Origin of the sequence: Clostridium sp. AF02-29 (assembly GCF_934835585.1) — a bacterium.
In the GTDB taxonomy this organism is placed as follows: domain Bacteria; phylum Bacillota; class Clostridia; order Lachnospirales; family Lachnospiraceae; genus Otoolea; species Otoolea fessa.
This window is the reverse complement of record NZ_CAKVZK010000006.1, coordinates 25,742-51,630: the sequence shown is the minus strand read 5'-3', so window position 1 is coordinate 51,630 and position 25,889 is coordinate 25,742. Positions and strand designations below refer to the sequence as shown.

The following is a 25,889-nucleotide window of genomic DNA, read 5'->3' as shown; positions in this document are numbered from 1 at the left end:
AGTCTGGTAAAAATCAATTCAAGCAGGTACCGCTCTTGAAAAACGAGAAAGCAGAAGTGTGGCATGAAAGAGCGAGAGAGAAAGGGAAACGAGATGCAGCAGGAAATCATTCATACATTTGCGGTCTGTGCATACAAGGATTCGCCGTATCTGGAAGAATGTCTGCGTTCGGTGACGAGCCAGACAGTCAAATCGGAGGTGATCTGCTGTACCTCGACGCCGAGCAGCTATATCCGGGAGCTGACAGCGCGGTATCAGGTGCCGCTCTATGTGCGGGACGGGGCGAGCAATATCCGTGAGGACTGGATGTTTGCCTATGGAAAAGCGCAGGGGCGTTTTGTCACGATCGCGCATCAGGACGACCGATACCGCAGCGATTATGCCGAAAAGCTTTTAAAAGCCTGGAAGAAATATCCGGATCTGCTGCTGTTTGCGAGCGATTATCTCACGATCCGCATGACGGAGAAAGAGGGGGAAATGAAAGCCATTCCGGAGCCATTTAACATGGTCTGGCTGGTAAAAAAGATACTGCGCCTGCCGCTGCGTTTCCATTTTCTGGCGGACCGCACCTGGATCAAGCGGAGCAGTGTCTGGTTTGGCAATTCGATCTGCTGTCCGTCCTGCACGTACAATAAAGAACAGATTGGGGACGATATGCTCCATTCGGAGTATGATTTTGCGCTGGACTGGGACAACCTTTACGAGCTGGCGGGCAAAAAAGGGCGTTTTATCTGTTCGGAAAAACCGCTGATTGCCTACCGCGTCCATGCGGCGGCGACGACGAAAGCCTGCATCGAGGACAACCGGCGCCCGGCGGATGAGATGGCCATGTTCCGGAAAATGTGGCCGGACTGGATGGTAAAGATTCTGATGCATTTTTACAGAAAAGCCTATAAGGAGTACGAAAAATGAGAAAAGCCGATGTGATTATACCTACGTTCAAACCGGGGGATAAGCTGGAAAAACTTCTGCGGCGGCTGTTGGAACAGAGTGTGCCGGTGGGCCGTGTGATCATCATGAATACGGAAGAAAAGTACTGGGATGCTGAGCGGTTTGAGTCCTTATTTGAGGGGGGAGATACGAAGCTGACTGTGTGCCATATCCGCCAGTCGGAATTTGACCATGGAAGGACGCGCCATGAGGGAATTTTGAAATCAGATGCGGATGTCTGCATCTGCATGACGCACGACTGCGTGCCGTATGACCGGAATCTGGTGAAAGAGCTTCTGGAGGCGCTGGATGCTTCGGAACGTGTGGCGGCAGCATATGCGAGACAGCTTCCGGCGGCGGACTGCGGTGTGATTGAACGGTATACGAGGGACTTTAATTATCCGGCGGTGAGCCGTCTGAAAGGGAAAGAGGACGAGGACGAGCTGGGAATCAAGACGTATTTCTGTTCCAATGTCTGCGCGGCATACCGGCGGGATATTTACCTGAAGCTTGGCGGATTTACGAAGAAAACCATTTTCAACGAGGATATGATTTTTGCCGGACACGCGGTGGAAGCCGGGTATCAGATTGCCTACGCGGCGGACGCGCAGGTCATCCATTCCCACAATTATACGGCGATGCAGCAGCTGCACCGGAATTTCGACCTTGGCGTATCGCAGGCGGATCACCCCGAGGTGTTTGGGCGCCTTCATTCGGAGGGCGAGGGAATCCGTCTGGTGAAGAAAACAGCGAAATGGCTGGTGGAAAATGGTCATGTGCTTCTTCTGCCGCAGCTTGTGATGACGAGCGGAAGCAAATATGCCGGGTACTGGCTGGGAAAGCATTATAAAAAGCTGCCGGAGGGGCTGATTCGAAGCCTGACGATGAATCCGGCATACTGGGAAGGAGAAGCGGGCGATGGAAGATAAGGCGTTATTGTCCACAGAAGAAGCTTCTGGGGCGGAAAAAGCCGAACTTTTAATAGTCATACCGGCGTACAACGAAGCCGAAAATATAGAGCGGGTTGTGAACCATCTGACTGCCAATTTTCCGCAGTATGATTATGTGGTCGTCAATGACGGATCGCGCGATGAGACGGCGGCGATCTGCCAGAGAAATGGATATAATCTGTTGAACCTTCCGGTCAATCTGGGACTGGCGGGGGCATTTCAGGCGGGACTTAAATATGCCGACAAGTACGGATATCAATATGCGGTCCAGCTCGATGGAGACGGACAGCACCGTCCGGAGTATCTGGAATCCATGATCAAGAAAATGGAAGAAGGTTACGATATCGTCATCGGTTCCCGGTTTGTCGGGGAGAAAAAGCCATTTACGATGCGGATGCTTGGAAGTAATCTGATCGAGATGGCGATCCGCTTCACAACTGGTGTCAATATCAAGGATCCGACCTCGGGAATGCGGATGTTCAGCAAGCGCATGATCCGCGAATTTGCGTCGGGGCTTAACTACGGTCCGGAGCCGGACACCGTTTCCTACCTGATCCGCCAGGGCGCGCGGGTGGCGGAGGTGCCGGTCATCATGGATGAACGGATTCTGGGGGTCAGTTACCTGACACCGGTCAATGCGATGCGGTATATGCTTAAAATGCTGATTTCGATTCTGTTAATCCAGAATTTCAGAAAGAGGAGGTAGCGCCATGACGCCAACACTCAGAGTTGTCCTGATCGTCGTGTCGATCCTGACAACCTTTATGATTATGCGGAAGATCCGGCAGTCAAAACTCCAGATCGAGGATTCGATTTTCTGGCTGGGATTCTCGTCCATTCTCATTGTGTTCAGTATCTTTCCGGGGCTGCCGGATCTTTTGGCGGAGCTGGCGGGAACGTACACGACTGCCAATTTTATCTATCTGGCGGTTATTTTCCTCCTGATTGTGAAAATGTTCCATATGTCGATCAAACAGTCGCAGCTGGAGACGAAGATCAAGGATCTGGCGCAGAAGATTGCGCTGGATGAAAATGAGCGGGGGAAAGAGGCACAAACATCTGTAAAAAAGGTTGTCAGCCAGAAAAACGAATGATATAGTTAAGGATGGCACAGCCGAAAAGGATGATGCCAGTTACGTATTGAAAAATGAATTGAAATACCTGCATAAGAAGGAGATAGAAAAATGGGAAAGATTAAAGTAACACCATGTGACATCAAGGGACTTTATGTAATTGAACCGACTGTTTTCAAGGACGAGCGCGGTTATTTTATGGAGACATACAATCAGAACGATTTCCATGAGGCGGGACTCGACATGGTATTTGTACAGGACAACCAGTCCATGTCTGTCAAGGGCGTTCTGCGCGGACTTCATTACCAGAAACAGTATCCACAGGGCAAGCTGGTGCGTGCAGTGCGCGGTACCGTATTTGATGTGGCGGTAGACCTTCGTACTGGTTCCGAGACCTACGGAAAATGGTTTGGCGTGGTTCTTTCTGCGGAGAACAAGAAGCAGTTCTACATTCCGGAAGGATTTGCACACGGCTTCCTGGTACTGTCCGATGAGGCAGAATTTGCATACAAATGTACCGATTTTTATCATCCTGGCGATGAGGGCGGTATGGCATGGAACGATCCGGAGATTGGCGTTGAGTGGCCGATCGAGGAAGGCATGGAGTTGATTATTTCGGAGAAAGACCAGAAATGGGGCGGCTTCCGGGATGCATTCAAATTTTAAGAATGGAGTTAGGATAGAATGCGGGAACTGATTTCCCTGTTTCGGGAACTGATAGGAAAAAGAAAATTGGTCACCGAGCTTGCCAAGGCGGATTTCCGCAAGCGCTTTGTCGGCTCATACTTTGGAATTGTCTGGATGTTTATCCAGCCGATGGTTACGATCGCGATCTATGCGTTCATCTTCGGTGAACATGGCATGAAAAATGCGCCGCCGGTTCCGGGGGCGACCTATGTCATCTGGCTGACGCCGGGTATCATCCCGTGGTTTTATTTCAGCGAGATTTTAAATACGGGTACAAACTGCCTGCAGGAGTACCATTATCTGGTTAAAAAGGTAGTATTCCAGGTGGAGATGCTTCCGGTTATCAAGCTTATCTCCTGTTTCCTGGTACATGCCTGCTTCCTGATCATTATGGCGGGGCTGTACCTGATTGACGGGCGTATGCCGTCTGCAACCTGGATTCAGGTGTTATACTATTCCTTTGCGGCGTCGATGCTTGGACTGGCGCTTACCTATTTTACCAGCGCCGTGCAGGTATTCTTTAAAGATATGGCGCAGATCGTCGGCATCTGCCTTCAGTTCGGCATGTGGCTGACCCCGATCATGTACGACGAGGCAATCTTCACCAGCCGTGCATCCTGGCTGGAGTGGGTATTCAAGCTTAACCCATTCTACTACATCGCCGCAGGCTACCGCGACAGCATGCTTACGGGAAGCTGGTTCTTCGAGCGACCGACGATGACGATTTATTTCTGGGTGGTAACATTTATTTTGATGATAATAGGACTGAAGGTATTCAAAAAACTTCGTCCCCATTTCTCAGACGTACTGTAGATGGGAAGGGAGCTGCTGTAGATGGTGTTGACGGCTATTGGATTATCGAGATGCGAACAACGATAATCTGAGAAGCTGCCAGTGCCGCCTCCGGCAGCTCCCTTCTGCGACAACTTATCAATAGGAGTTTACATAAAATGGTTTTCAGCTCAATCATCTTCCTATGGGTTCTTCTCCCCTGCATCCTGCTCCTCTACTACGTGAGCCCCAAACCGTTCAAAAACGGCATCCTGACCGTATTCAGCCTCTTTTTCTATGCCTGGGGCGAACCGCGGTATGTGGTGCTCATGATTTTTTCGGTTCTGCTCAACTACGGTTTCGGGCGTCTGGTGGAGAAATTCGGGAAAAAGAGATGGCTTTTGGCGCTCTGCGTGACGCTCAATCTTCTGATCCTCGGCTATTTTAAATATTACAATTTCCTCGCCGAGGTGCTGAATCCGCTGCTTCGCGGGTTTGATATAGCGCTTCCGGCGATTCAGGTGACGCTGCCGATCGGAATTTCCTTCTATACCTTCCAGGCGCTTTCCTACGTGGTGGATGTGTACCGGGGCGAAAATCAGGCGCAGAAAAATCCGCTCAACATGATGCTTTATATTTCCTTCTTCCCGCAGCTCATAGCGGGACCGATCGTGAAATACCATGACATCGAGGAGCAGATCGAAAACCGGATCGTCACGCTGGAGGGCTTTTCTTACGGCGTGAAACGCTTTATTTTCGGTCTGGGAAAGAAGGTCATTCTGGCAAATACCTTTGCCGAGGTGGTGGACGCGGTCTACGCGTATCAGGCGGCGGATGTGAGCCAGGCGATGCTCTGGCTGACGGCGCTTCTCTATATGCTGCAGATTTATTTCGATTTTTCTGGCTATTCGGACATGGCGATTGGGCTTGGAAAAATGTTTGGCTTTACATTTATTGAAAACTTCCGGCTGCCGTACACAGCGACTTCGATCCAGGATTTCTGGCGGAAATGGCATATTTCCCTCTCCAGCTGGTTTAAAGAGTACGTGTACATTCCGCTCGGCGGAAACAGGAGGGGCACGGCGCGGACGTATGTCAACCTTTGGACGGTCTTTCTGCTGACCGGCATCTGGCACGGAGCGGGCTGGACGTTCATTTTCTGGGGCATTTACCATGGCTTTTTCAACGTGCTGGAGCGCTGTTTTCTGGGAAAATGGCTGAAGCAGGAGAAATTCCGGCCGTTGGCGCATATCTATGCGGTGTTTGTCGTGCTGATCGGCTGGATTTTCTTCCGCGCGGACACGATCGGGCAGGCATTTTCCTTTATCCGGTATATGTTTGTGCCGCACAGCGCAGTCGTTTTGATGGAACGCTACATGAACCGGAAACTCTGGATGTTTCTGGCGGCGGCGCTGCTGGCATGTGGTCCGGTGCAGTGGTTCTGGATGAAATGGAAAGGGCGCGTGCTGGCGCAGGATGGATCGGTGACGGTCACAAGCTGGATCGGCTACATGGCGATCCTGTGGTTTTCCATTTTGCTGCTCGTCAACAATACATATAATCCATTTATTTATTTCCGCTTTTGAAAGCGGTGTAGAAAGCATGCTTGCCTGTGCAATGAGAACATAAAAATGAAAGCATGGGCGGCAGGGCGTGAAAGTACAGAAAGATGGATTCATGCAGGGAGAAGAAAACGAGAGATATGAATCGAGAGACAGGGACAAAAATACTTCTGATTGGTTCCTTTGCGGCGAGCCTGGTGCTGCCGACGCTTGTCTATCCAGCGGTCAGGAGCCATCTGGACCAGCAGAATTATGAAAACAGGGAATTGGCATCCTTTCCGGAACTGTCGGCTGCCAATTTTGACAATATTCCGACGGAATTTGAAGCGTATTACAACGACCATGTTCCGTTTAAAAATCTGTTTGTCAAGGCGAAGACAAAGTTGGATCTGGAGCTTTTAAATGAAAGCTCGATTTCGGATGTGACGGTCGGAAAAGAAAATTGGCTGTTTTACACCGTTTCGGAGGACGGCGAGGATGCGCTGGCGGATTATCAGCGGACAAATCTCTATACGGCGGATGAGAAAACAGCGCTGGCGGACGCGATTACCTCGGTAAACGAGAAAATGAAAGAGCGCGGCATCCGGTTTGTGATGTTTGAGGCACCCAACAAGGAAAGTGTCTATGCGGAATATATGCCGGATTCGGTCCGGGTATACGGAAGTGAGTCGCGTCTGGATGCGGTGCTCCCGGAGCTTGCGGCGCAGGGACTTCCGGTGTATGACATGAAGCCGGAGCTTCTGAAAGAGGCGGACACGTATCAGCTTTATTACAAATATGATACGCACTGGAACCAGATCGGCTCTTTTATCGGAAGCCAGCAGATTGCACAGACTTTGCTTGGAACCTCGACACCGCTCAGTGCAGTCTCGATTGAGGCGGCAGGACCGGCGTCCGGAGACCTGGCGCGGATGCTTAACATGGCAGCAGAGTACAGCGACGATACCGAATATGTGATTCAGAATTATCTGCCGGAGGTGACGGCTACGACGGTGGATATGAACGAGGACAACAGCTTTGCAGTGTTTGAGTCGGATTCGCCGAATGATAAAACACTTCTGGTGGTAGGCGATTCCTTTAGCCAGAACCTTAAATATTTTATGCCGAAGCTGTACCGGAAAACGGTGTTTGCGACCTTTGACACGTACACGGAGGCGCTTCTGGATGAATACCAGCCGGATGATTTTGTCTATCTGACGGTCGAGCGCAACCAGGAGCTGTTTGAGGATGTGGAGACGGTTGTCTGGCGGGATGAGGTGCCGGAGAAGGACGAGTAAGGTGCCGGATGTCCGGGCAGAATGAGAATGCAAAGTTTTTTTAGGCGGGATGCACAAATCCGCAAATCGCCGCCGGACGTTTTTGTTTATATTTCAAATATGGATGTTTTTGTAACTTTTGTACATAGTCAGGGTGTCAAAATTGGTACTTATTACATATATTAACTTATGTTTATATAATTGCAAATAACTTATAAGTTTATACCACTTCCGGGGATGGTACTTTTTGTTTGACAGTGTTATATTATTGCCATCGAAAGAAACAAGAGATTTTCACAGACGGATATCGTAATGGCATCATAAGAATATTGCAATGGATTTCCGCCTATCATATGAAAAAATATAATTTTATTTGATGGAGGTAATTATCATGATGAAAGCAACAAGAACATCCAATAACGGTTTATATCAGGAGAATTTATATCAGGCATATTACAACACACCAGCAGAAAAGCATGTAGTTTCCGAGTCCTTAGAGCAGGAAGCAATGCCGGTACTGGTACATCGTTTAGCTGCACAGTTAGGTTATACCGAGTCTGAGGCAGAAGTAGAAAAAGAGTTTCTGTGCGAAATGTAATAGGAAATCTGCTCGCAAGCTTATAACCATCCGGCAGAATTGGATGAGTTACCACCAACCTAAAGCATTTACGACAGAACAAGGCTTCTGAAGCCAGAAAAAGAAAACCGTCTGAGAAAGAATGAAAGGTTCTTTTACAGACGGTTTTCTTTTTTTACCGAATCGCGTCTTTCATGGATTTCACGTATTCTGCCACATACGGCACATGGGATATCGCTTTCTTCTTTTACCAGATTTACCATCGCGCCGATATCGGTCGTGATCTCACTCCGGACGCCGGTGTCACCTTGATTCATGGAGTGATTCCATGCGCTTTGCGAGATACCTGCATATCTCCGGCAACTAACGTATGCCCTACGTCGCAGAGTACTGGGCTGAAAATATATCCAGCTTTTGGCTGCGCCCTCAGCGGTCCATTTGGCAGCCTGCATCTCGACCCGGTTCTCAGCCTCCCGGACTCTCTGTGCGCGCATATGCTGCTTTGATCTCCGCTTCAACGGTTTTGGTGTGTTTGATTTTTCATCAATATACTACGCATGATGCAAAAAATCAAATATTTTTTGAGAAAAAATTAAATTTTTTTAAAATTATGCGATTCTTTGGAAGTATGTTCCAGCCTTGCCAGCAGCAAAATAGCGAAGAAAGTGATCATTTCCGATGCCAGGAAAGACAGCCAGACACCGTTCAGCCCAAACAGGCGCGCCAGTGTGACAGCGCAGGGGATGATAGCGACGGCCCCGCGCAGCAGAGAACCGGCGATGGCTGGTTTTGGCTGCGCGACGGCGGAAAAATAGGCAACCAGCAGGATGTTGATGCCAGCAAAGAGAAAGCCCAGGAAATACAGCCGGAGCCCACTGTGGGCGTAATGCAGAAGTTCGGCATTCTGCTCCTGGTTGAAGATCTGGATCAGTGGATCGGTCATGCTCCAGGTCAGCACCAGAATGAGCGCTTCCACGATCAGGCAGGCGATGACGCCCCAGGTCAGGAACTGGCGGCTCTGCGTGTGATCGCCTTTTCCGTAGCTCTCGCTGATGAGCGGCTGCGTGCCCTGCGCGAGTCCGTTGAACAGGCACATGGCAACGACGGAGAGATTGGCAGTGACGCCGTAAGCGGCGACACCGACATTTCCGGCGAGCCCCAGAAGCAGGAAATTAAAGACGATCGCGATCACGGCGGAGGATATTTCGCCGACAAAGGCGGATACACCGAGCTGGCAGCAGGCGATCAGGTGGCGCAGGGATGGAGCGCGGAAATGAAATCCGACCTGATTGTGTTTTCCCAGGTAGTGCGTGCTGCAGATGATCATCGTCACTAGCGGGCAGAATGCTGTCGCCAGCGCCGCGCCGGTCAGTCCCAGACCTGCCGGAAACATGAAGACGTAGTCAAACACGATGTTGAACATACTTCCGGCGATGGAGCCGAGCATCGCGATCGCCGGAGCGCTGTCATTGCGCGCAAACGCCGTGAACGCGTAGTTGGACATAAAAAACGGCGAGGCAGCCAGAATAATGCGGAGATACTGCTTTCCGAGCGCGGTCAGCCCCGCGTCTGCGCCGAGAAGCTGCAAGATTTTATCCGGGATGAAAATGCCTGCCAGCACCAGCGGAATGCTGATGAGAATATCCCAGGTTACGGCGGAGAGAAAATAGAAGCTGGCGCTTTTGCCCCGCGCGCGGTCGATTGCATAACGGGTTGCCGATCCGATCCCGATCATGGCTCCAATCGCATAGATCAGCCCGTAAACCGGTAAAATCAGGTTTAAAACCGCCAGACCATCTGCACCGGAGTAGACCGAGATAAAATAGGTGTCTGCGAGGATGTAGACGGAAATTCCCAGCATGCCCGCCATGCTTTGGAAAATGTATTTAAAAAATTTCTGTAACATAAAAAATCTCCCTTGTATCTGTTCTCATAAACGGTAACGACCATTGTACCGAAGAATGAGAATAAATACAAGGGAGAATGTGTTTTTTACAGCGTCTTGGCCCGCTCTTTAATATTCTGGTGGAAGTTGATGATGTCATGCTCATACTCCTCATCCATCAGCGGCGAGGTAATCATAAAATCGGCAGTCGCTTTATTGTTGGCGATCGGGATATCGTAAACCTGGGCGATTCGAAGAAGCGCCTTGACATCCGGATCGTGCGGCTGGGCGGTCAGGGGATCGGAGAAGAAGATGATAAAATCAACCTGTCCCTCGACGACTTTTGCACCGATCTGCTGGTCTCCGCCCAGAGGACCGCTGTTATAGCCCTTGACCGGAAGCCCGGTATATTCCGTAATCATGCGGGCGGTGGTGCCGGTTCCGCATAAGAAATGTTTTTTGAGGATCTCTTTGTTCGCCTCGCACCAGTCGATGAGTTCGCGTTTTTTATTGTCGTGTGCGATGAGTGCAATGTTTTTTTGTTTTCGAATGGTCATTGTTAAAAAATCCATAAAATCATCCTCCTTTGCCATGATTTTTGCATAGCATCTGGATATTGTCAAGAAAATACAAAACATTTCACAAAAAAATACGAATGTTTTTCGTGAGTACATAGAAAGAGGTGTGTTTTTCTGCGTACAGGAATTGCAAGAAACATAGAAAACATGCTATACTACGAGAATAGTGGAACAGGAGGAACGAAAAAGATATATGTCTGCTGAAAATACAACAAACACAGGGGCACAAGAGGCGGAGAACGCAGAGAAGTACGCGGTCGAAGTGAAAAATGTGACCAAGATATACAGGCTGTATGATAAACCGATCGACCGGCTGAAAGAATCGCTGAGCGTCAGCCATAAAGAATACCACAAGGATTTCTACGCGTTGAGCGATCTTTCCTTTACGGTTGAAAAAGGTCAGACGGTCGGCATCATCGGTACGAATGGTTCGGGTAAATCGACGATCCTTAAGATCATTACCGGCGTTCTCACGCCGACGACCGGCGAGGTGACGGTGCGCGGCAAAATTTCGGCGCTGCTGGAGCTGGGAGCCGGATTTAACCAGGACTACACCGGTATCGAAAATATCTATATGAACGGTACGATGATGGGATATACCAAAAAAGAGATGGATGCAAAGCTGCCGGAGATTCTCGATTTTGCCGAGATTGGCGATTTCGTCTATCAGCCGGTCAAGACGTACTCGAGCGGTATGTTCGTGCGTCTGGCATTTGCGCTTGCGATCAACGTCGAGCCGGAGATCCTGATCGTTGATGAGGCGCTCTCGGTCGGAGATGTCTTTTTCCAGTCCAAGTGCTACCGCCGCATGGAGGAGATCCGCAAAAACGGCACGACGATCATCATGGTAACCCACGATATGGGAAGTATCATCAAATACTGCGATAAGGTAGTGCTGCTCAATAAGGGAGAATTTATCGCACAGGGTTCGGCGGGCAAGATGGTCGATCTTTACAAAAAGATTCTGGCAGGACAGATGGACGCGCTGCGCGCCGAGCTGGAAGTGATGAACGATTTTTCCGGGGACAAGGTAGTAAAAGAGGAGAAATCAGGAGCCGGAAGTGCGGAGAATGGTGCATCTGGAAATGAGGCTGGAAATAATGATGCCGGAGATGTAAACGGCTCCGGGGCAGTGGATGGCACCGCAGAAAATGGAGTTGGTTCAGCATCGGACGGCACCGGAAATCCGGCTGGTTTGAACGGAGAAACGGCGAAAAAGCCGGGCTTGATGCGCGACAAGCTGACGATCAACGCAAACCGCGAGGAGTACGGCGACGGCAGGGCGGAGATCTTCGATTTGGGACTGGTGGACGCGCGCGGCAATATCACTAACCTGCTTTTAAAAGGCGAAGAGTTTACCATCCGCGAGCGCATCCGTTTCAATGCACCGATTCAGGCGCCGATCTTTACTTATACAATCAAGGATAAGAAGGGAACCGATCTGACCGGCACGAACACCCTGTTTGAGGGAACGGATGTCCATCCGGTCAAGGAGGGCGATATTTACGATGTCGCGTTTACGCAGAAGATGACCCTGCAGGGCGGCGAATACCTGCTGTCCATGAGCTGTACCGGATTTGAGGGCGGCGAGCATGTGGTGTACCACCGTCTCTACGATGTGGCCAATATTACCGTTATTTCCAATAAGAATACGGTCGGTGTCTACGACATGGAGCCGGATGTAGCAGTCAGGTTATCGCCAGCCGGGGAGGCGGCGAAGCAGGCGGAGTCGCTTAGTGCGGACGAGGCGGCACAGGAAGATCTGCAGGTATGCTAAAAGGAGATTAAGATGAAAAAAATCAATCAGGAGCTGATCGCTCTGTTTGATAAATACGGCAGTGACCGGCGCCGGGCGCTGCGGGAAAATAAGAAGCTTTCCTATCTGTACGCACTGGCAGATCTGCGGGAAAACCTGTTGGACTGGTACCAATTTGACCCGGAACAGCAGGCGCTGCAGATCGGGGCGGACGCGGGCGCGCTGACAGGGCTGCTTGCCAGACGTTTATCATCGGTAACGGTGCTGGATGTTTCCGAAGAAAATCTGGAGGTAGTACGCCGTCGTTTCAAGACAGAGCCGGAGCTGGCGGCGAAGATCCGCTATGTCTGTGCGGATGTGGAGACGTATGCGAGGGAAGCGGAAAAGTGCGGCGGGACATATGGATATGTAGTGCTGATCGGGGATTTGACGGCGGCAGATAGGGCTGGACGCGCGGCGCAGATGACAGCCGCAAAACAGCTTCTTTCTGCTCATGGAACCTTGATTGCGGCGGCGTCCAACTGGTTTGGCGTGAAATACATGGCAGGCGCAGAGCGGGAGACGGGCGCACTTTCCTGGAATGAAATGAAGCAGCTGCTTCCGGGCGGGGAATTTTACTATCCGATGCCGGATTACCGGACGGCGGGAGAGATTTTTTCAGATGCCTATCTGCCGAAAAAAGGCGATCTGACCGGTGTGTTACCGGTCTATGACTGTCCGCAGTATATGCTGATGGATATGGGGGCGGCGCTCGATGCAGCCTGCGAGGACGGACGGTTCCCGGAATTTGCGAATGCATTTCTAGTTTTTTGGCAGAGACAGGCTGCGCCGGAAGCTGAGAATGCTTCACAGGACGTTATCTATGTGAAATACAACCGCACCCGCGAAGACTGCTTCCAGATCCGGACAGAGATCCGTGAAAAGAATGGAACCCGCGAGGTCTGGAAGACGGCGCTCTATCCGGAGGGAAAGGCGCACATCCAGTCCTTCGAAGAAAAATATCAGGTGCTTGACCGTCAGAATCCGTCCCTGAAACTGGCAAAACCGGAGCTTCGGGACGAGGGAATGACAGCGGTATTTCCGTATTTAGAGGGAAAAACGCGGGCGGAACTTCTGGGAGAAATTCTGACTGCCCAGGGCGCGGATGCGGAGGTTTCCGCGATCCGGGCTGCGATGGATGAGATCTACAACATCCGCCCGGAGGAACGCAAACCATTTGCGGTGACACCGGAATTTATCAAGGTATTTAATGCGCTGGGCGAGCTGGATTCCTATCGGGATAAAGAGACAGAAAATGGCGGCGGATGGGCTTCTTTAGGGGCAGTTCTTGCGGACGAGAGCTACAGCGCCTCCAACATTGACGCCCTTTTTGAAAATATGCTGGTGACGGCGGACGGAACCTATGCAATCGACTATGAGTGGGTCTTCTTATTCCCGGTTCCGGCTGGCTTTGTGAAATACAGGACACTGGTTTATTTCTACCGCCGTTATAAGAGTCTGTTGGGCGGTCAGGCCGAGCGGGAATTTATCGGACAGTTCCCGGAGTATGTGAAGGCGGATGAGAAGCTGCTTTCGCTTTATGAGGCAATGGAACGCGGCTTCCAGGAGTACGTGCACGGGGAAAACCAGCGCACCTACCAGGAAGATTACATGGTAAAGACGAAGACATTAGCCGATCTTTCCCATGTGGACGGAGAACTTGCAAGGGCAAACGAACGTCTGGATGCGCTCCGGGCAGAAAATTCGGAAAAAGATACGGCACTCCGCAAAGTGCAGGAGGTACAGCGCCTGACGAATAACCACGTGGCGAATCTGGACGTTATCATTTCGGATCTGCGCCATGAAAATGCAGAGCTTGGCAAGACGCTGACCTACTTAAATGGTCATGAGGCGGTCATTTTCAAGGTGCGCCGCAAGCTCGGACAGGCATTTAACCGGTGCTATCCAAAGGGCACGGTACGCCGCAAGAAGCTCGGCTACTGGAAACGGACGATTCTCCATCCGGGCAAAATGATGAAGATGTACACGACCGGGGAAGGAAAGAACCTTATCAAAGGTGATTTTGAGATCGGTGAGGAGTACCTGACCTACGGAAAAATCCACCTTCCGAAGGAAGAAAATCCGACGGTTTCCATCGTGATTCCGGTATACAACCAGATTCACTATACCTATCTATGCCTGCAGTCGATTCTGGAGCATACGAAGGACGTGAGCTACGAGGTTATCATCGCAGACGATGTTTCGACCGACGCCACCGAGCATCTGGCGGAGTTTGCCGATAACCTGGTAATCTGCCGTAACCAGACGAATCAGGGCTTCTTGCGCAACTGCAACCAGGCGGCGAAGGCGGCGCGCGGCAAATACGTGATGTTTTTAAACAACGATACCCAGGTAACAGAAGGCTGGCTAAGCTCCCTGGTAAATCTCATTGAATCTGACTCCACCATCGGTATGGTAGGGTCTAAGCTGGTATATCCGGATGGACGTTTACAGGAGGCAGGCGGCATCATCTGGAGCGATGGTTCCGGCTGGAATTACGGCCGCCTCGACGATCCGGACAAGGCAGAATATAACTACGTCAAGGATGTAGACTATATTTCCGGCGCAGCGATCCTTTTATCCACCGCACTCTGGAAGCAGATCGGTGGTTTCGACGAGCGGTTTGCCCCGGCGTACTGCGAAGATTCGGATCTGGCCTTTGAGGTGCGGAAAGCGGGCTACCGCGTCGTTTACCAGCCAAAATCCAAGGTCATCCATTTCGAAGGCATTTCCAACGGAACGGATGTCAACGGAACCGGTCTGAAACGGTATCAGGTGGAAAACAGCGAGAAGCTCAAAGAAAAATGGAAAGAAGAGTTTAAGAACCAGTGCGTCAACAACGGCAATCCGAATCCATTCCGCGCACGCGAGCGCAGCATGGGCAAAAAGATCATTGTCGTGATCGATCACTATGTGCCGACCTTTGACAAAGACGCTGGTTCCAAGACAACGTTCCAGTACCTGAAAATGTTCCTGAAAAAGGGGTATGTTGTTAAATTTATCGGAGATAATTACCTCCATGAGGAACCGTATACGTCTACGCTGCAGCAGATGGGAATCGAGGTCCTCTACGGACAGGAATACCTGACCGGTATCTGGGACTGGCTGGTGAAAAATGGAAAAGATATCCACGTGGCATATCTGAACCGTCCGCATATCGCGACAAAATATGTGGATTTTATCAAAGAACACACGGATATCAAGATGATTTATTACGGTCACGACCTTCATTTTATGCGTGAGTTCCGCGAGTATGAGCTGACCGGCGATGTGAAGAAGCGTCAGGAATCCGAATATTGGAAATCGATCGAGTTTTCACTCTTCCACAAAGTGGCGGTGTCTTATTATCCGTCCTACGTCGAAGAAGAGGCGATCCACGCCGTTGATGAGACGATTCCGGTCAAGGCGATCACGGCATATGTCTATGAGGAGTTTTTACAGAATCTGAACAAAGACTTCGCCAAACGGGAAGGACTCCTGTTTGTCGGCGGCTTTGCGCATCCGCCGAACGCAGACGCGGTGCTCTGGTTCGCGAAAGAAGTATTCCCGAAGATCCGGGAACAGATCAAGGTCAACTTTTACATTGTAGGTTCCAAAGTAACCGACGAGATCAAAGCACTGGAACAGCCTGGAAACGGCATCATCGTCAAAGGTTTTGTAAGTGAAGAAGAACTGGCAGACTTGTACCGGAACTGCCGGATTGTAGTGGTACCGCTCCGCTATGGTGCAGGTGTTAAGGGCAAGGTGGTAGAAGCCATCTATAACGGTGCCCCCATCGTTACCACCTCCGTCGGCAGCGAGGGAATCCCGGATGTAGAAAAAGTTCTCCTCGTCAAGGATCAGCCGGACGAATTTGCCGAGACAGTCGTAGAGCTCTACAAAGACGAAAAACGCCTGGAAGACCTGGCAGAGAAAACGCAGGTTTATATCCGCGAGCATTTCAGTATTGATGCGGCTTGGGATGTGATTAAAGAAGATTTTGAATAAAAAATAGTAAAAGATAGAAAATTATATATAATTAAAGAAAACGATCAGGGGAATGTGCTTCTGATCGTTTTCTTACGTAAGGATAATTTAAAGTTATCCAAGGAAGGAAAGAGCCAGCTACGCCGGTATGCTGCAGCCTCTTTCCTGGACTACCGGGTAGAGCATTCTATATTACCGATCGTTCTTCCGCAGCGCTTCCACCCGTCCATACCTCCGATACATCAAAAGCTCAAATACCACCATACAAGCCCATCCAATCGTCGTACCAATCGCTACAGCCTGAATTCCCAGCCGTCCAAACAGCGCATAACTGATCACAACGCGGATCGGAATCTGCACCAGAGTCGCGAACAGGGTGATCATCAGGTGCCCGATTCCCCGGTAATATCCCTGAAAGGTATTGGTGATACCACTGATGAAGTAAAAACTAGCCATCGGCACCAGATAGGACATGCCCTGACGCAGCGCCTCCGTTTCATTCGGCTTCAAGAAAATGCCGAGCAGCGGGTGACGGCAGAACAGCACGACCACCGCTGTCAAAATAATATAAATTTCTGCAATCACCAGCATTTTCCGAAGCCCTTTCGGAATCCGGTCATACTCTTTCGCGCCGAGGTTCTGTGCGGAGAATGTCGTGATAGATGCCGCGAGGCTGTCGCCCGGGGCGAGCACGTAGCTGTCGATGATGGAGACGGCATTAAAAGCGGCAACTGCATCGACACCGAGCGCATTGACGCCGGACTGGACGAGCAGGCGGCCGACGTAGAGAATCGTTTGCTGGACGGCGGAAATGGAGCTGAAATCGATCGTTTTTTTGAGCATCGAGGTTTTCAGTTTCAGATCCCGGATGCCGAGCCGTAAGAGCGGCACTTTCGACCAGATATAGACAAAGAGGGCGAGCGCAGAGACTGCCTGCGAGATGATTGTAGCGATTGCCGCACCGGGAACACCGAGGCGGCAGATGCCAACCAGGAATACATCCAGAAATACATTGACAATGGTCGTCAGGATCAGGACATAGAGCGGCGCTCTGGAATCTCCGATCGCGCGCAGGGCGGCGGAGAAAATATTGTAAAAAAAGGTAAAAATAAGACCCAGCGAGATAATCTGCAAATACAAGGATGCCTGCGCCGATATCTCTTCCGGCGTCTGCGTCAGGCGGATAAACAGGCGGCTTCCGGCCAGTGAGATTCCGGAGAGCACGATGGTCAAAAGCAGTCCGGAGAGTACAGAGGTCGCAAATTCATCTTTCAAATGCTGGTAATCTTTTGCTCCAAAGTAGCTTGCCATCAAAATCGATGCGCCGAGTGACAGTCCCACAATCAGAAAAGTCAGGATATTCATGATCGGACCCGCCGCGCCAACCGCCGCCAATGCTTCTTTTCCGTAAAATTGTCCGACAACCACCGAATCGACCGTATGGTAGAGCTGCTGAAATAAATTTCCAAAAACAAGCGGAACCGCGTAGGCAATCAGGTGTCCGGTTATATTTCCTTTTGTCATATCACGTGCCATATGCATTTCCTCCAAATCCCAATTTATAACTAAGATTGTAGCACGGAACAGAGTGTCTGCCAAATAAAAAAATCTGTCGAATCATGCCGATTTGGAATGCGAAGCATCGACAAGCTCCCGTTACTTGGCACACATGTGTGAACAGTAACAGGAGTTGGAGCAGCATAAAACCGCCCTATCTAGTGGAAATCACCAGGGAAATGTGGTAAGATATATAAGTTAAACTGGACTTAATAGCGGTTGACAGATTGACAAAAGTAAAAATTGTATCTTTCAGTATAAAAACAGTAAAAATTGAGTTGGAAACAACAGACAGAAAGGAAGTACAGTATGCAGGCAATCATTCTGGCTGGCGGACTGGGGAGGCGGCTTCGCAGTGTGGTAAGCGATCGTCCGAAACCGATGGCGCTGGTTGAAGGTAAGCCGTTTCTGGAGTATGTGCTTCAGGGGCTGAAAAAAAGCGGAATTGATGATATTATTTTTGCCGTCGGTTATAAGGGCGGCATGGTGGAAGAATATTTTGGAGACGGATCGCGGTTTGGCATCCGGGCGCGGTATGCGTATGAGGAAGAGCTGCTCGGCACGGCGGGCGCGATCAAGAATGCCGGGAAATATGTGACGGACGAGCAGTTTTTTGTCCTGAATGGCGATACATTTTATCAGATGGATTTCGGTGATTTGAGCCGGATCCAGCAGGAAAAAAATCTGGAGATGGCGCTGGTTCTGCGCGGTGTGCCGGATATTTCCCGTTATGGGGCGGCGCGCCTGACCGACGGGCTGCTGACCGCTTTTAATGAGAAAAACGGCAATACTGGGGCGGGCACGATCAACGGCGGTGTGTACCTGATGAAGCGGGCGCTGCTGGACGAGATTCCGGAGGGAAAAGTTTCGCTGGAAAATGAGTGCATCCCCAGGTGGATGCAGGAGGGAAGACGTCTCGGCGGCATCGTAAATGACGGCTATTTTATTGATATCGGTGTGCCGGAGGATTATTTCCGGTTCCAGGAGGACGTAAGAAAAGGAGACATTACATGGTAATCAGAGGAAGAGCGCCGCTGCGCGTGAGCTTTGGCGGCGGCGGTACGGATGTAGAACCATTCTGTGTAGAACAGGGCGGTGCCATTATCGGAAGTACTATCAATAAATATGCATATTGTTCGATCATTCCGAGGGATGATGACCAGATCACGGTTCATTCCCTGGATTTTGATATGACAGTCAAGTACAATGCGAAGGAAAATTACGTCTGCGATGGACGGCTGGATCTTGTCACGGCAGCGCTGCGGGCGATGGATATCAAGCAGGGATGCGAGGTTTATTTACAGTGTGATGCTCCGGCTGGTTCGGGACTTGGAACCTCCTCGACCGTCATGGTAAGTCTTCTGACCGCGATGGCGCGCTGGAAAGGAATTACGCTGGATAATTATGCGATGGCGGATCTGGCTTACGGCGTGGAGCGGATCGATCTGGGGATTTCAGGCGGTTATCAGGATCAGTATGCGGCGACCTTCGGCGGCTTTAACTTTATCGAATTTCACGGACGCAACAACGTCGTGGTAAACCCGCTCCGCATCCGCCGCGATATTATCAATGAGCTGCAGTATAACCTGTTGTTATGCTACACGGGCAATATCCATGTATCCGCGAATATTATCAAGGATCAGGTAAGCAACTATAAGAAACCGGATGCATTTCAGGCGATGTGCGAGGTAAAGGCGCTTTCCTATGCGATGAAGGACGAGCTTTTAAAGGGAAATCTCCACAATTTTGGCCGCCTCCTGGATTACGGCTGGGAGAGCAAGAAGCGGATGAGCAGCAAGATCACAAATCCGCAGATTGATATGCTCTATGACGAGGCGAAAAAAGCGGGCGCCCTCGGCGGAAAGCTTTTAGGTGCTGGCGGCGGCGGCTTCCTTCTTGTGTACTGCCCATACAATGTTAAACATCAGGTGGCGCGCCGTCTGGAAGCGGCAGGCGGACAGCTGATGGATTGGAATTTCGAACTGCGCGGCGCTCAGAGCTGGATCTGCGATGAGGACCGCTGGGACTACCGCGATATTCAGGTGCAGATGCCGGATAAGGAGTATACATTCCATGTGTAAAAATAGCTGTAAAGTAGTATTCCTCGACCGTGATGGCACGATGAACGTGGAGGTCAATTATCTTCACCGAAAAGAAGATTTGAAGCTGATTGACGGTACCGCAGAGGCGGTCCGTCTCCTGAACGAGGCCGGATATAAGGTGATCGTCATTACCAACCAGGCGGGCGTGGCGAGAGGCTACTATACCGAGGCGGATGTAAAAATCCTTCATGATTATATGAATGAGGTGCTGGAGCGTGACGGAGCACACGTAGATGCGTTCTACTATTGCCCGCACCACCCGGAGCATGGGATTGGACTTTATAAGAAAAAATGCCATTGCCGCAAGCCAGAGACGGGAATGTTTGAGATGGCAGAGCGCGATCTGCCGGAGGGCATTGATAAGGTGCATTCCTATATGATCGGGGATAAGCGCATCGACGCGCAGGCAGGAAAAAACTTCGGCGTGACCGGAGTCCTTGTCGGAACTGGCTATGGGGCAAAAGAACACGCGGAAGATAGGGCGGCTGGACTTATAAAAGAGGACGGAAGCTGCCCGGCGGGCGGTTATGACGCGTATGCAGAGACGCTGCTGGATGCGGTGCGCGGAATTTTAGGCGGGCGTATATAGAATGCGGCTCACAAAAAGATTCCGGGAGTACATAAACTAGAAAGAGAGGAACCATCGACATGCAGAATCAGAGACAAAACGGACGACCAGACGCAGCCGTGCGCAAGGCTGGTCTTTTTCTGGTGCTGTTCTGTGTGGCGGCGGTTCTGATTCCGGCGAAAACGCTGTTTACGGGAAATGGTTTTTTTGCGGATTACATTCATTTCACGGAATCGAAACGGATGTATGTGGAGATTGCGATTCTGGCAGTCTTGATCTTTGGGGGGCTGGCGCTTTTGAAGCGCGGACGCAGCCGGATGTACTGGCTGACGGCGGTTGTGCTGGTGTTTTCCTGGATTCATGTGGTATTTCTGCCGATGGTGGTGTCGGCGATGTATCTGATTAGCCTGTTGGCGATCGGGCGGTTTTTGAGAAAACGGGTGTTTTTCAGGGGAACGGTCTGGGAGCGACCTTATTTTTCTTTTTATATGGACTTCCTTTTTGGCGCCTCCTTTGCAATCGTTGTGTATTGCCTCCTTTCTGCCCTTGGCGTTGGAAAAATCGCCTGGATGCGCCTGAGCGTCTATGCTCTGGGTGTGGCGGCGCTGGGCTTTGATTTTTCCTCGATTTCCTGCCAGTGCATCCTGGGATGGCAGACGCTTTCCTGGATGCTGGATGGCAGGGACAAGGTGTCGGTTCATGTGATTGAGGCAGGGAAACAGGCGTTACTGTTCACAGGTAGGCACTTTTGGAACCGAAAGTGCCGTAAGAAAACGTGGTGGCAGCAGGAATTTGCCGTATTAAAATGCGAAGCCACGGCAAATTCCGTTACTGGGCACGTATGCGTGAACAGTAACAAACCGGCTGGCAGCGGGGCATCGCGGGAAATACCGCGCCGGGTGCGCCGGGCATGGACGCTGGCGGCTGGCTGGTGTGCCCTGATGTTCCTGATTCAGGTGGGACGCCTGAATATCGCACTCGACTTTGATACACTCTGGTATGGTGTGCGTTCCCAGTACATTGTGGCAGGCGGAACCGGGCTGTATGAGAATCCGGGGCTGGTCGGCATGGTCTATGTGTATTCGAAGGGCTTTGAGGTGCTGACTCTGCCGCTCTGCGATCTGGCGAGTCACAGCTACCTGACGTTCTTTAACCTCTGGCTGGCAGTTCTGGGAATCGGGGCGATGGTCTGGAATGCGGTGCTGCTGACGGGCAATCGAAAGCAGGAGACAGAGAGCCGGGAGGCGGGAACAGAGAAGAAACTAACGTATCACAGCGTCTTGCCGGGAATTATGGCAGCTGTTTTGACGGTTTCGGTGCCGGGCATCATGAATATGGCGCTCACAGCCAAGGCGGATTTGATTACGTGGCTGCTGCAGCTTATTATGCTGGGATGTTTCTTTCAGTATATTCATGTGTATGAAAATCATTGGATATTCCTCTCCGGGGTAGCCGGTTCCTATTTCCTGTCCCTCACGATGAAGCCGACCTCCCTGGTCTTTTCCACTGCCGTATTTGGCATGATGGGGCTGTACCTTCTGTGGTTCTGGTTTCATGAGCGCGGGGCGGCGGCTGACCTGTTTCACCATATGGTCCGCCTGATTGGCTCCTTATGCCTGCCGTTTGGGGCATTGGCCGGTATCTGGGCGCGGACGATGAAGATCACGGGAATGCCGGTCACTTCGGTGTTTACTTCGATTTTTGCATTGTTTGGTTTTAAAATGAAATACCCATTTGCTACCTCGGAGCTGCCGCAGAATTATCAGGAGGAATCAACGCTTCATGTGCTGGCGCGGCGCATCTGGCAGATGCTGATGCAGCCGCAGGGTGAAGATATGGGGCATGTAATTCTGGCGTGGGGAACCTCGCTGATGGCGGTGCTGATTGTGATGCTGGTGCTTTATGGGATTTTCTCCAAAAAGGGAGATGAGCAGTCCCATATCTGGAACGCGGCATTGGTAATTTTCTTCCCATTTGTGCTCGTCAGCCTGATCAGCCTGTCGATGCTTTACCAGATCGACGGAAATTATTTCATGCTTCTGTATTCTATGCTGATTCTGGGGGCATGCCGGGCGATGGTGTATTTTAAGAAAATCGGCTTTTATCCGCTTGCGTCGAAGTGCCTGGCGCCGTTGCTGGTATTAAATCTGATTGTCACGGCGATCAGCAGCTGGGCGTGGACGGCTGGATTTTCGGAGATTCATCTTCTGAATAAAGGGCGTGTCAACCACCGGGCGCAGGAACAGGCGCGGATGGAGGAAAAGGGAAACACGCTGATCTGGCAGGAAGTCTCGCAGGATCCGGAAAACCGGGTGATCGCATTTGGAACGCATCCGTACTGTTTGCAGTTCCCGTGCAATGTGGAGTCGTATAAGGATATTACATCGCCGTGGGGCAACGTCGAACTCGTCAACTCGCCGGAGGCGTTTGAAACCTATATAGCGTATGCGAAGACAGATTATGTCTACGCGGAAGCAGGCTATCTGGGACCGGGAAGCTGGGAGTGGAGTCTGGATCTTCTGCGGGAGCTGATCCGCAGAGGCAGCCTGACCGATCTGTTTTTTGAAAATGGAAATATGCTTGCGCGGGTATCCGACACAGCGGTGCCGGAGGAAGAAGCGCAGAACAATCTGGAAATGTTTGAGCAGGAGTATTTATTTTATGATGCAGAAGCTCAATAGACATCGAAAAACCTGACAGGAGGAAATAGAAATCATGAAGGAATACGAGTACCTAGACGAGCTGATCAGCCGCTATCCGGTTCTTGCACCGGTGAAAGCGGATATTCGCACTGCGTATGAGACGCTGAAAGAGTGCTATGAGCGCGGCGGAAAACTTCTGATTGCCGGAAATGGCGGAAGCTGTGCGGATTCGGAGCACATCGTGGGCGAGCTGATGAAGGGGTTTGTGAAGAAACGCCCAGTTTCGGAAGAGATAGAAAAGGCACTGAAAACGGTGGATCCGCAGATGGGAGTGGAACTTTCCGAAAAGCTGCAGCAGGGACTTCCGGCGATCGCGCTGACTGGTCATGCAGGACTGACCACCGCATTTATGAATGATGTGGACGGCAGCATGACTTATGCGGAACAGGTGCTTGGATATGGAAAAGAGGGGGATGTGTTCCTCGGAATCTCAACCTCGGGCAATTCAAAAAATGTCCTGTATGCAGCCGTGACGGCAAAGGCAAAGGGGCTTAAGGTTATCGGGCTTCTGGGACGCGACGGCGGGCGGATCCGTGGGTACAGCGACACTGCGATTGTCGTGCCGGAGCAGGAGACATTTAAGATTCAGGAGTTGCATCTTCCGGTGTACCATGCACTGTGCCTGATGCTGGAAGAATATTTCTTTTAGGATATATTTTGTTTCATGGAAAGGAAGTAATGATTCAGCAGGTTCATGAAGAAAACTGGATGATTACAAGGGAAAAGTATGTTATTTGGAAACAGGCCGGCAGACAAAACGGCGAAATGGAGAGTCACTACCCGCAGCTTTGCAGTGCTGCTTGCCTATACGCTTTTTATCTGGTGGCTGGAAGTGCTGGATCTTCTGGCATGGCTTTTACATGTACCACAGGGAACGGTTTTGTCGCGGGCGGCAGCGCTCGTTTTAGGTGGCGCTGTCATGGCGGTAATCGGAAGATTTGAATGGGACCATGCGGGAGTTAGTCCGCTTTTTATAGCGGGAAGCTTGTTCATCCTGGCGTTCTTTTCGGTCAAGGGATTTGCACCGGATCAGAGCTATGATACGCAGAACTATCACCTGCTGTCGCAGATTCCCGGATTTGTAGACAACCTTCATTATCATGTGATACCGGGACGGTTCCAGATGTTCGGTTTCCGGCTGGGCGACCGGATGTTTTATCCATTCAGGGCGCTTTTTGGGCTTCGGATGGGGACAATGTTAAACGCACTGGCGATGCTTGTGATTTATCGGCAGGTAACGGTGTTCCTGAGCATGGAGGCAGACCGGCTGGAAAGAAAATGCAGCTGGTCGAAGCATCTTGCGCCGGTACTGGCATTTCTGATTGTCAGCCGCCTGGAGTTGATTCAGGAGAGCGGCAGCTACATGGTCGAGCTTCTGGCGCTGCCGTTTCTGCTGGAAATGGTATTTCTGCTTCTGCGCGGGCTGGATGAGGCGAAGCGGGAGCACGAGGCGGTTTTATTCTGCCTGTTTGGTGGAATCCTGTTCTGCCTCAAGATGACGAATATCGTGTATCTGGTGCCGCTGGTGCTTCTGTATCTGTGGAAAATCCGGAAGTATCTGACACCGAAGCTGTTTCTGGGGTGTCTGGTGACGGGGGTGATTCCCGTCAGCGTGTACCTGATTTACAATGGGATAGCGATGAAAAATCCAGTTTATCCTTATTATAACAGCCTGTTTCATTCGCCGTATTTTGGGGATACGGACTTTAAGGACCCGAGATGGGGACCCAGCAATATAAAAGAGTTTCTTTTGTGGGCATATTCGATGATTCGGCATCCGGATTACCGCCTGAGTGAGATCCCGGCGAAATACAACCTGGATCTGGCGCTGATGTATCTGGGAGCGGCGGGAGCCGGGCTCTGCTGGATTTGGAAGCGGGTCAGAAGCAGGACGGGAACCCTATTTCTGCTGTATGCCGCATCCTTTATTCTCTGGGCGGCAACGACGGGACACAGCCGCTATTTTATGGGCGGAATCTTATTTGTCGGAATGCTTTGCGGGTGCCTGGTGCTGCAGGGAATGGCTTCCATTTCTCCCAGGCTGACAGGCGGCGTTGTATTTGCAATTATGTTTATAGTTGTTTACGCCGGGCGCGCTTACGATGCTTACACCTGTGTCTGGAACGGCAGGGAATGGGCGATGCGGGCGGTGAGCCGTGAGAGTATCCGCAGCAACCTGCCTTACGTATTTCACGATCATCAGCTGTTTACACCGGAAGAACGTTCCAAAATTGACCGCATTTTCCTGACCTGGTCGGATGTGGGAAGTTATGCGCGTCTTGCAGGCGAAGATGTGCCGGTCTGGAACCGGTATTCGATCGTCAATGAGCTTTCGGAGCAGAAAGACGCCTATATCGATGAAATCGAGGCGGCGATGGAGGCAGGCGAGGGCGTCTATGACATGATCCCACAGGGACTTGAGACGTTGGAAAGCTATCTGGAATGGATGAATGAGGCGGGATGGTACGTGCATGATATGGAGTATCAGGAAACAATCCTGCAGGGCAGCCAGTCCTTTACACTGGCAGGGCTTGAGATGGCGCATGGACGCGAAAACTGCTGGTACCGCACACAGGAGATTTTCATGGATGCACAGGAACCGGAAAAAGAAGTACCAGAATGGCGCTGGGAGAATACCAGCGGGGACGATCATCCGACTATCCGGGCGGTTCTGTGTGATCCGGACTACTGGGTGCTGAAGCAGCCATTTGAAGTGGAAATCATCGCCTCGGATGGGACAAACAGCCGGACGGCTGCTGTGATCCAGGCGGGACAGAAGGAATATGAACCGATGGAAGTACAGCTTGATCTGACAGGGCTTCAGAGAGAGATAAAATTGGAATTGGTAAGTACAGCTGAGACAAAACGGGCTGTTGTGATCAATCCGGAATGGTTCGCCAAAACGGTGGAAGAGTGAAAACGGGAGGAGA

21 protein-coding genes are annotated in these 25,889 nt (G+C 51.0%); 17 read left to right on the top strand and 4 right to left on the bottom strand.

What is annotated here, in order from left to right; translation table 11 throughout:
- Nucleotides 1-63: 63 nt before the first annotated feature.
- The 9 genes from PUQ60_RS02915 (at nucleotide 64) to PUQ60_RS02875 (ending at nucleotide 7,827) form a co-directional block, all read left to right on the top strand.
- Entirely contained in the window at nucleotides 64-912 is an 849-nt protein-coding gene (locus PUQ60_RS02915; protein ID WP_273379655.1) for a glycosyltransferase family A protein, read from the top strand.
- Nucleotides 909-1,859 carry a glycosyltransferase gene (locus tag PUQ60_RS02910; RefSeq protein WP_273379657.1) on the top strand — a complete coding sequence of 317 codons (951 nt, stop codon included), beginning with the start codon at nucleotides 909-911 and terminating at the stop codon, nucleotides 1,857-1,859. Before PUQ60_RS02915 ends, PUQ60_RS02910 begins: the two co-directional genes overlap by 4 nt.
- Nucleotides 1,849-2,586, top strand: a complete 738-nt coding sequence (locus PUQ60_RS02905; RefSeq protein WP_107000710.1) for a glycosyltransferase family 2 protein — start codon at nucleotides 1,849-1,851, stop codon at nucleotides 2,584-2,586. Before PUQ60_RS02910 ends, PUQ60_RS02905 begins: the two co-directional genes overlap by 11 nt.
- Before the next feature lie 4 nt (nucleotides 2,587-2,590).
- Complete coding sequence (locus PUQ60_RS02900; RefSeq protein ID WP_022360047.1) at nucleotides 2,591-2,974, top strand: DUF2304 domain-containing protein; 384 nt, start codon at nucleotides 2,591-2,593, stop codon at nucleotides 2,972-2,974.
- A gap of 90 nt (nucleotides 2,975-3,064) precedes the next feature.
- Nucleotides 3,065-3,619, top strand: a complete 555-nt coding sequence (gene rfbC, locus PUQ60_RS02895) for a dTDP-4-dehydrorhamnose 3,5-epimerase (protein ID WP_022360048.1) — start codon at nucleotides 3,065-3,067, stop codon at nucleotides 3,617-3,619.
- Between the two features lie 18 nt (nucleotides 3,620-3,637).
- Nucleotides 3,638-4,453 (top strand): ABC transporter permease, encoded by an 816-nt coding sequence (locus PUQ60_RS02890; RefSeq protein ID WP_022360049.1) that lies wholly within the window; start codon nucleotides 3,638-3,640, stop codon nucleotides 4,451-4,453.
- Between the two features lie 137 nt (nucleotides 4,454-4,590).
- Complete coding sequence (locus tag PUQ60_RS02885; protein WP_273379664.1) at nucleotides 4,591-5,997, top strand: MBOAT family O-acyltransferase; 1,407 nt, start codon at nucleotides 4,591-4,593, stop codon at nucleotides 5,995-5,997.
- Nucleotides 5,998-6,113: 116 nt separating this feature from the next.
- Nucleotides 6,114-7,250 (top strand): hypothetical protein, encoded by a 1,137-nt coding sequence (locus tag PUQ60_RS02880; protein ID WP_273379666.1) that lies wholly within the window; start codon nucleotides 6,114-6,116, stop codon nucleotides 7,248-7,250.
- A gap of 370 nt (nucleotides 7,251-7,620) precedes the next feature.
- On the top strand, nucleotides 7,621-7,827 hold the full coding sequence (locus tag PUQ60_RS02875) for a hypothetical protein (protein WP_273379667.1): 207 nt from the start codon (nucleotides 7,621-7,623) through the stop codon (nucleotides 7,825-7,827).
- A 134-nt stretch (nucleotides 7,828-7,961) separates the two neighbouring features.
- Here the strand turns inward: PUQ60_RS02875 and PUQ60_RS02870 are convergent, their stop codons facing one another.
- From PUQ60_RS02870 to PUQ60_RS02860, 3 genes are all read right to left on the bottom strand, one after another.
- Nucleotides 7,962-8,123: a hypothetical protein gene (locus tag PUQ60_RS02870; RefSeq protein ID WP_273379668.1), complete on the bottom strand. Its 162-nt coding sequence runs from the start codon at nucleotides 8,121-8,123 to the stop codon at nucleotides 7,962-7,964.
- Nucleotides 8,124-8,398: 275 nt separating this feature from the next.
- Nucleotides 8,399-9,712, bottom strand: a complete 1,314-nt coding sequence (locus PUQ60_RS02865) for an MATE family efflux transporter (RefSeq protein ID WP_273379669.1) — start codon at nucleotides 9,710-9,712, stop codon at nucleotides 8,399-8,401.
- 86 nt (nucleotides 9,713-9,798) lie between these two features.
- Nucleotides 9,799-10,263: a methylglyoxal synthase gene (locus PUQ60_RS02860; RefSeq protein WP_022360055.1), complete on the bottom strand. Its 465-nt coding sequence runs from the start codon at nucleotides 10,261-10,263 to the stop codon at nucleotides 9,799-9,801.
- 199 nt (nucleotides 10,264-10,462) lie between these two features.
- Here PUQ60_RS02860 and PUQ60_RS02855 point away from each other — a divergent pair, with 199 nt between their 5' ends.
- On the top strand, nucleotides 10,463-12,046 hold the full coding sequence (locus tag PUQ60_RS02855) for an ABC transporter ATP-binding protein (RefSeq protein WP_273400849.1): 1,584 nt from the start codon (nucleotides 10,463-10,465) through the stop codon (nucleotides 12,044-12,046).
- 12 nt (nucleotides 12,047-12,058) lie between these two features.
- Nucleotides 12,059-16,051, top strand: coding sequence for a glycosyltransferase (locus PUQ60_RS02850; RefSeq protein ID WP_273380160.1), 3,993 nt, complete (start codon nucleotides 12,059-12,061; stop codon nucleotides 16,049-16,051).
- A 171-nt stretch (nucleotides 16,052-16,222) separates the two neighbouring features.
- Here the strand turns inward: PUQ60_RS02850 and PUQ60_RS02845 are convergent, their stop codons facing one another.
- A complete protein-coding gene (locus PUQ60_RS02845) occupies nucleotides 16,223-17,566 on the bottom strand; it encodes an MATE family efflux transporter (protein WP_022360058.1) in 1,344 nt (447 codons plus the stop codon).
- Between the two features lie 330 nt (nucleotides 17,567-17,896).
- On the opposite strand from PUQ60_RS02845, the gene PUQ60_RS02840 reads away from it, so the two are divergent.
- From PUQ60_RS02840 to PUQ60_RS02815, 6 genes are all read left to right on the top strand, one after another.
- Entirely contained in the window at nucleotides 17,897-18,604 is a 708-nt protein-coding gene (locus PUQ60_RS02840) for a nucleotidyltransferase family protein (RefSeq protein WP_273380157.1), read from the top strand.
- Nucleotides 18,598-19,668: a GHMP kinase gene (locus PUQ60_RS02835; RefSeq protein ID WP_118469188.1), complete on the top strand. Its 1,071-nt coding sequence runs from the start codon at nucleotides 18,598-18,600 to the stop codon at nucleotides 19,666-19,668. The genes PUQ60_RS02840 and PUQ60_RS02835 overlap by 7 nt, the downstream gene beginning before the upstream one ends.
- Nucleotides 19,661-20,278 (top strand): HAD family hydrolase, encoded by a 618-nt coding sequence (locus PUQ60_RS02830; RefSeq protein ID WP_022360062.1) that lies wholly within the window; start codon nucleotides 19,661-19,663, stop codon nucleotides 20,276-20,278. The genes PUQ60_RS02835 and PUQ60_RS02830 overlap by 8 nt, the downstream gene beginning before the upstream one ends.
- 59 nt (nucleotides 20,279-20,337) lie before the next feature.
- Nucleotides 20,338-22,938 carry a potassium transporter KefB gene (locus tag PUQ60_RS02825; protein ID WP_273380153.1) on the top strand — a complete coding sequence of 867 codons (2,601 nt, stop codon included), beginning with the start codon at nucleotides 20,338-20,340 and terminating at the stop codon, nucleotides 22,936-22,938.
- Between the two features lie 34 nt (nucleotides 22,939-22,972).
- The gene (locus PUQ60_RS02820; RefSeq protein WP_273380151.1) at nucleotides 22,973-23,608 is read left to right on the top strand and encodes an SIS domain-containing protein; all 636 of its coding nucleotides are present in this window, start codon (nucleotides 22,973-22,975) and stop codon (nucleotides 23,606-23,608) included.
- Between the two features lie 78 nt (nucleotides 23,609-23,686).
- A complete protein-coding gene (locus PUQ60_RS02815) occupies nucleotides 23,687-25,876 on the top strand; it encodes a hypothetical protein (protein ID WP_273380149.1) in 2,190 nt (729 codons plus the stop codon).
- The last annotated feature ends 13 nt before the right edge of the window (nucleotides 25,877-25,889 follow it).

Coding starts and splice junctions, on each gene's coding strand:
- PUQ60_RS02915 (WP_273379655.1), top strand. CDS start 64: ATGAAAGAGCGAGAGAGAAAGGGAAACGAGATGCAGCAGGAAATCATT.
- PUQ60_RS02910 (WP_273379657.1), top strand. CDS start 909: ATGAGAAAAGCCGATGTGATTATACCTACGTTCAAACCGGGGGATAAG.
- PUQ60_RS02905 (WP_107000710.1), top strand. CDS start 1,849: ATGGAAGATAAGGCGTTATTGTCCACAGAAGAAGCTTCTGGGGCGGAA.
- PUQ60_RS02900 (WP_022360047.1), top strand. CDS start 2,591: ATGACGCCAACACTCAGAGTTGTCCTGATCGTCGTGTCGATCCTGACA.
- rfbC (WP_022360048.1), top strand. CDS start 3,065: ATGGGAAAGATTAAAGTAACACCATGTGACATCAAGGGACTTTATGTA.
- PUQ60_RS02890 (WP_022360049.1), top strand. CDS start 3,638: ATGCGGGAACTGATTTCCCTGTTTCGGGAACTGATAGGAAAAAGAAAA.
- PUQ60_RS02885 (WP_273379664.1), top strand. CDS start 4,591: ATGGTTTTCAGCTCAATCATCTTCCTATGGGTTCTTCTCCCCTGCATC.
- PUQ60_RS02880 (WP_273379666.1), top strand. CDS start 6,114: ATGAATCGAGAGACAGGGACAAAAATACTTCTGATTGGTTCCTTTGCG.
- PUQ60_RS02875 (WP_273379667.1), top strand. CDS start 7,621: ATGATGAAAGCAACAAGAACATCCAATAACGGTTTATATCAGGAGAAT.
- PUQ60_RS02870 (WP_273379668.1), bottom strand. CDS start 8,123: ATGAATCAAGGTGACACCGGCGTCCGGAGTGAGATCACGACCGATATC.
- PUQ60_RS02865 (WP_273379669.1), bottom strand. CDS start 9,712: ATGTTACAGAAATTTTTTAAATACATTTTCCAAAGCATGGCGGGCATG.
- PUQ60_RS02860 (WP_022360055.1), bottom strand. CDS start 10,263: ATGGATTTTTTAACAATGACCATTCGAAAACAAAAAAACATTGCACTC.
- PUQ60_RS02855 (WP_273400849.1), top strand. CDS start 10,463: ATGTCTGCTGAAAATACAACAAACACAGGGGCACAAGAGGCGGAGAAC.
- PUQ60_RS02850 (WP_273380160.1), top strand. CDS start 12,059: ATGAAAAAAATCAATCAGGAGCTGATCGCTCTGTTTGATAAATACGGC.
- PUQ60_RS02845 (WP_022360058.1), bottom strand. CDS start 17,566: ATGGCACGTGATATGACAAAAGGAAATATAACCGGACACCTGATTGCC.
- PUQ60_RS02840 (WP_273380157.1), top strand. CDS start 17,897: ATGCAGGCAATCATTCTGGCTGGCGGACTGGGGAGGCGGCTTCGCAGT.
- PUQ60_RS02835 (WP_118469188.1), top strand. CDS start 18,598: ATGGTAATCAGAGGAAGAGCGCCGCTGCGCGTGAGCTTTGGCGGCGGC.
- PUQ60_RS02830 (WP_022360062.1), top strand. CDS start 19,661: ATGTGTAAAAATAGCTGTAAAGTAGTATTCCTCGACCGTGATGGCACG.
- PUQ60_RS02825 (WP_273380153.1), top strand. CDS start 20,338: ATGCAGAATCAGAGACAAAACGGACGACCAGACGCAGCCGTGCGCAAG.
- PUQ60_RS02820 (WP_273380151.1), top strand. CDS start 22,973: ATGAAGGAATACGAGTACCTAGACGAGCTGATCAGCCGCTATCCGGTT.
- PUQ60_RS02815 (WP_273380149.1), top strand. CDS start 23,687: ATGTTATTTGGAAACAGGCCGGCAGACAAAACGGCGAAATGGAGAGTC.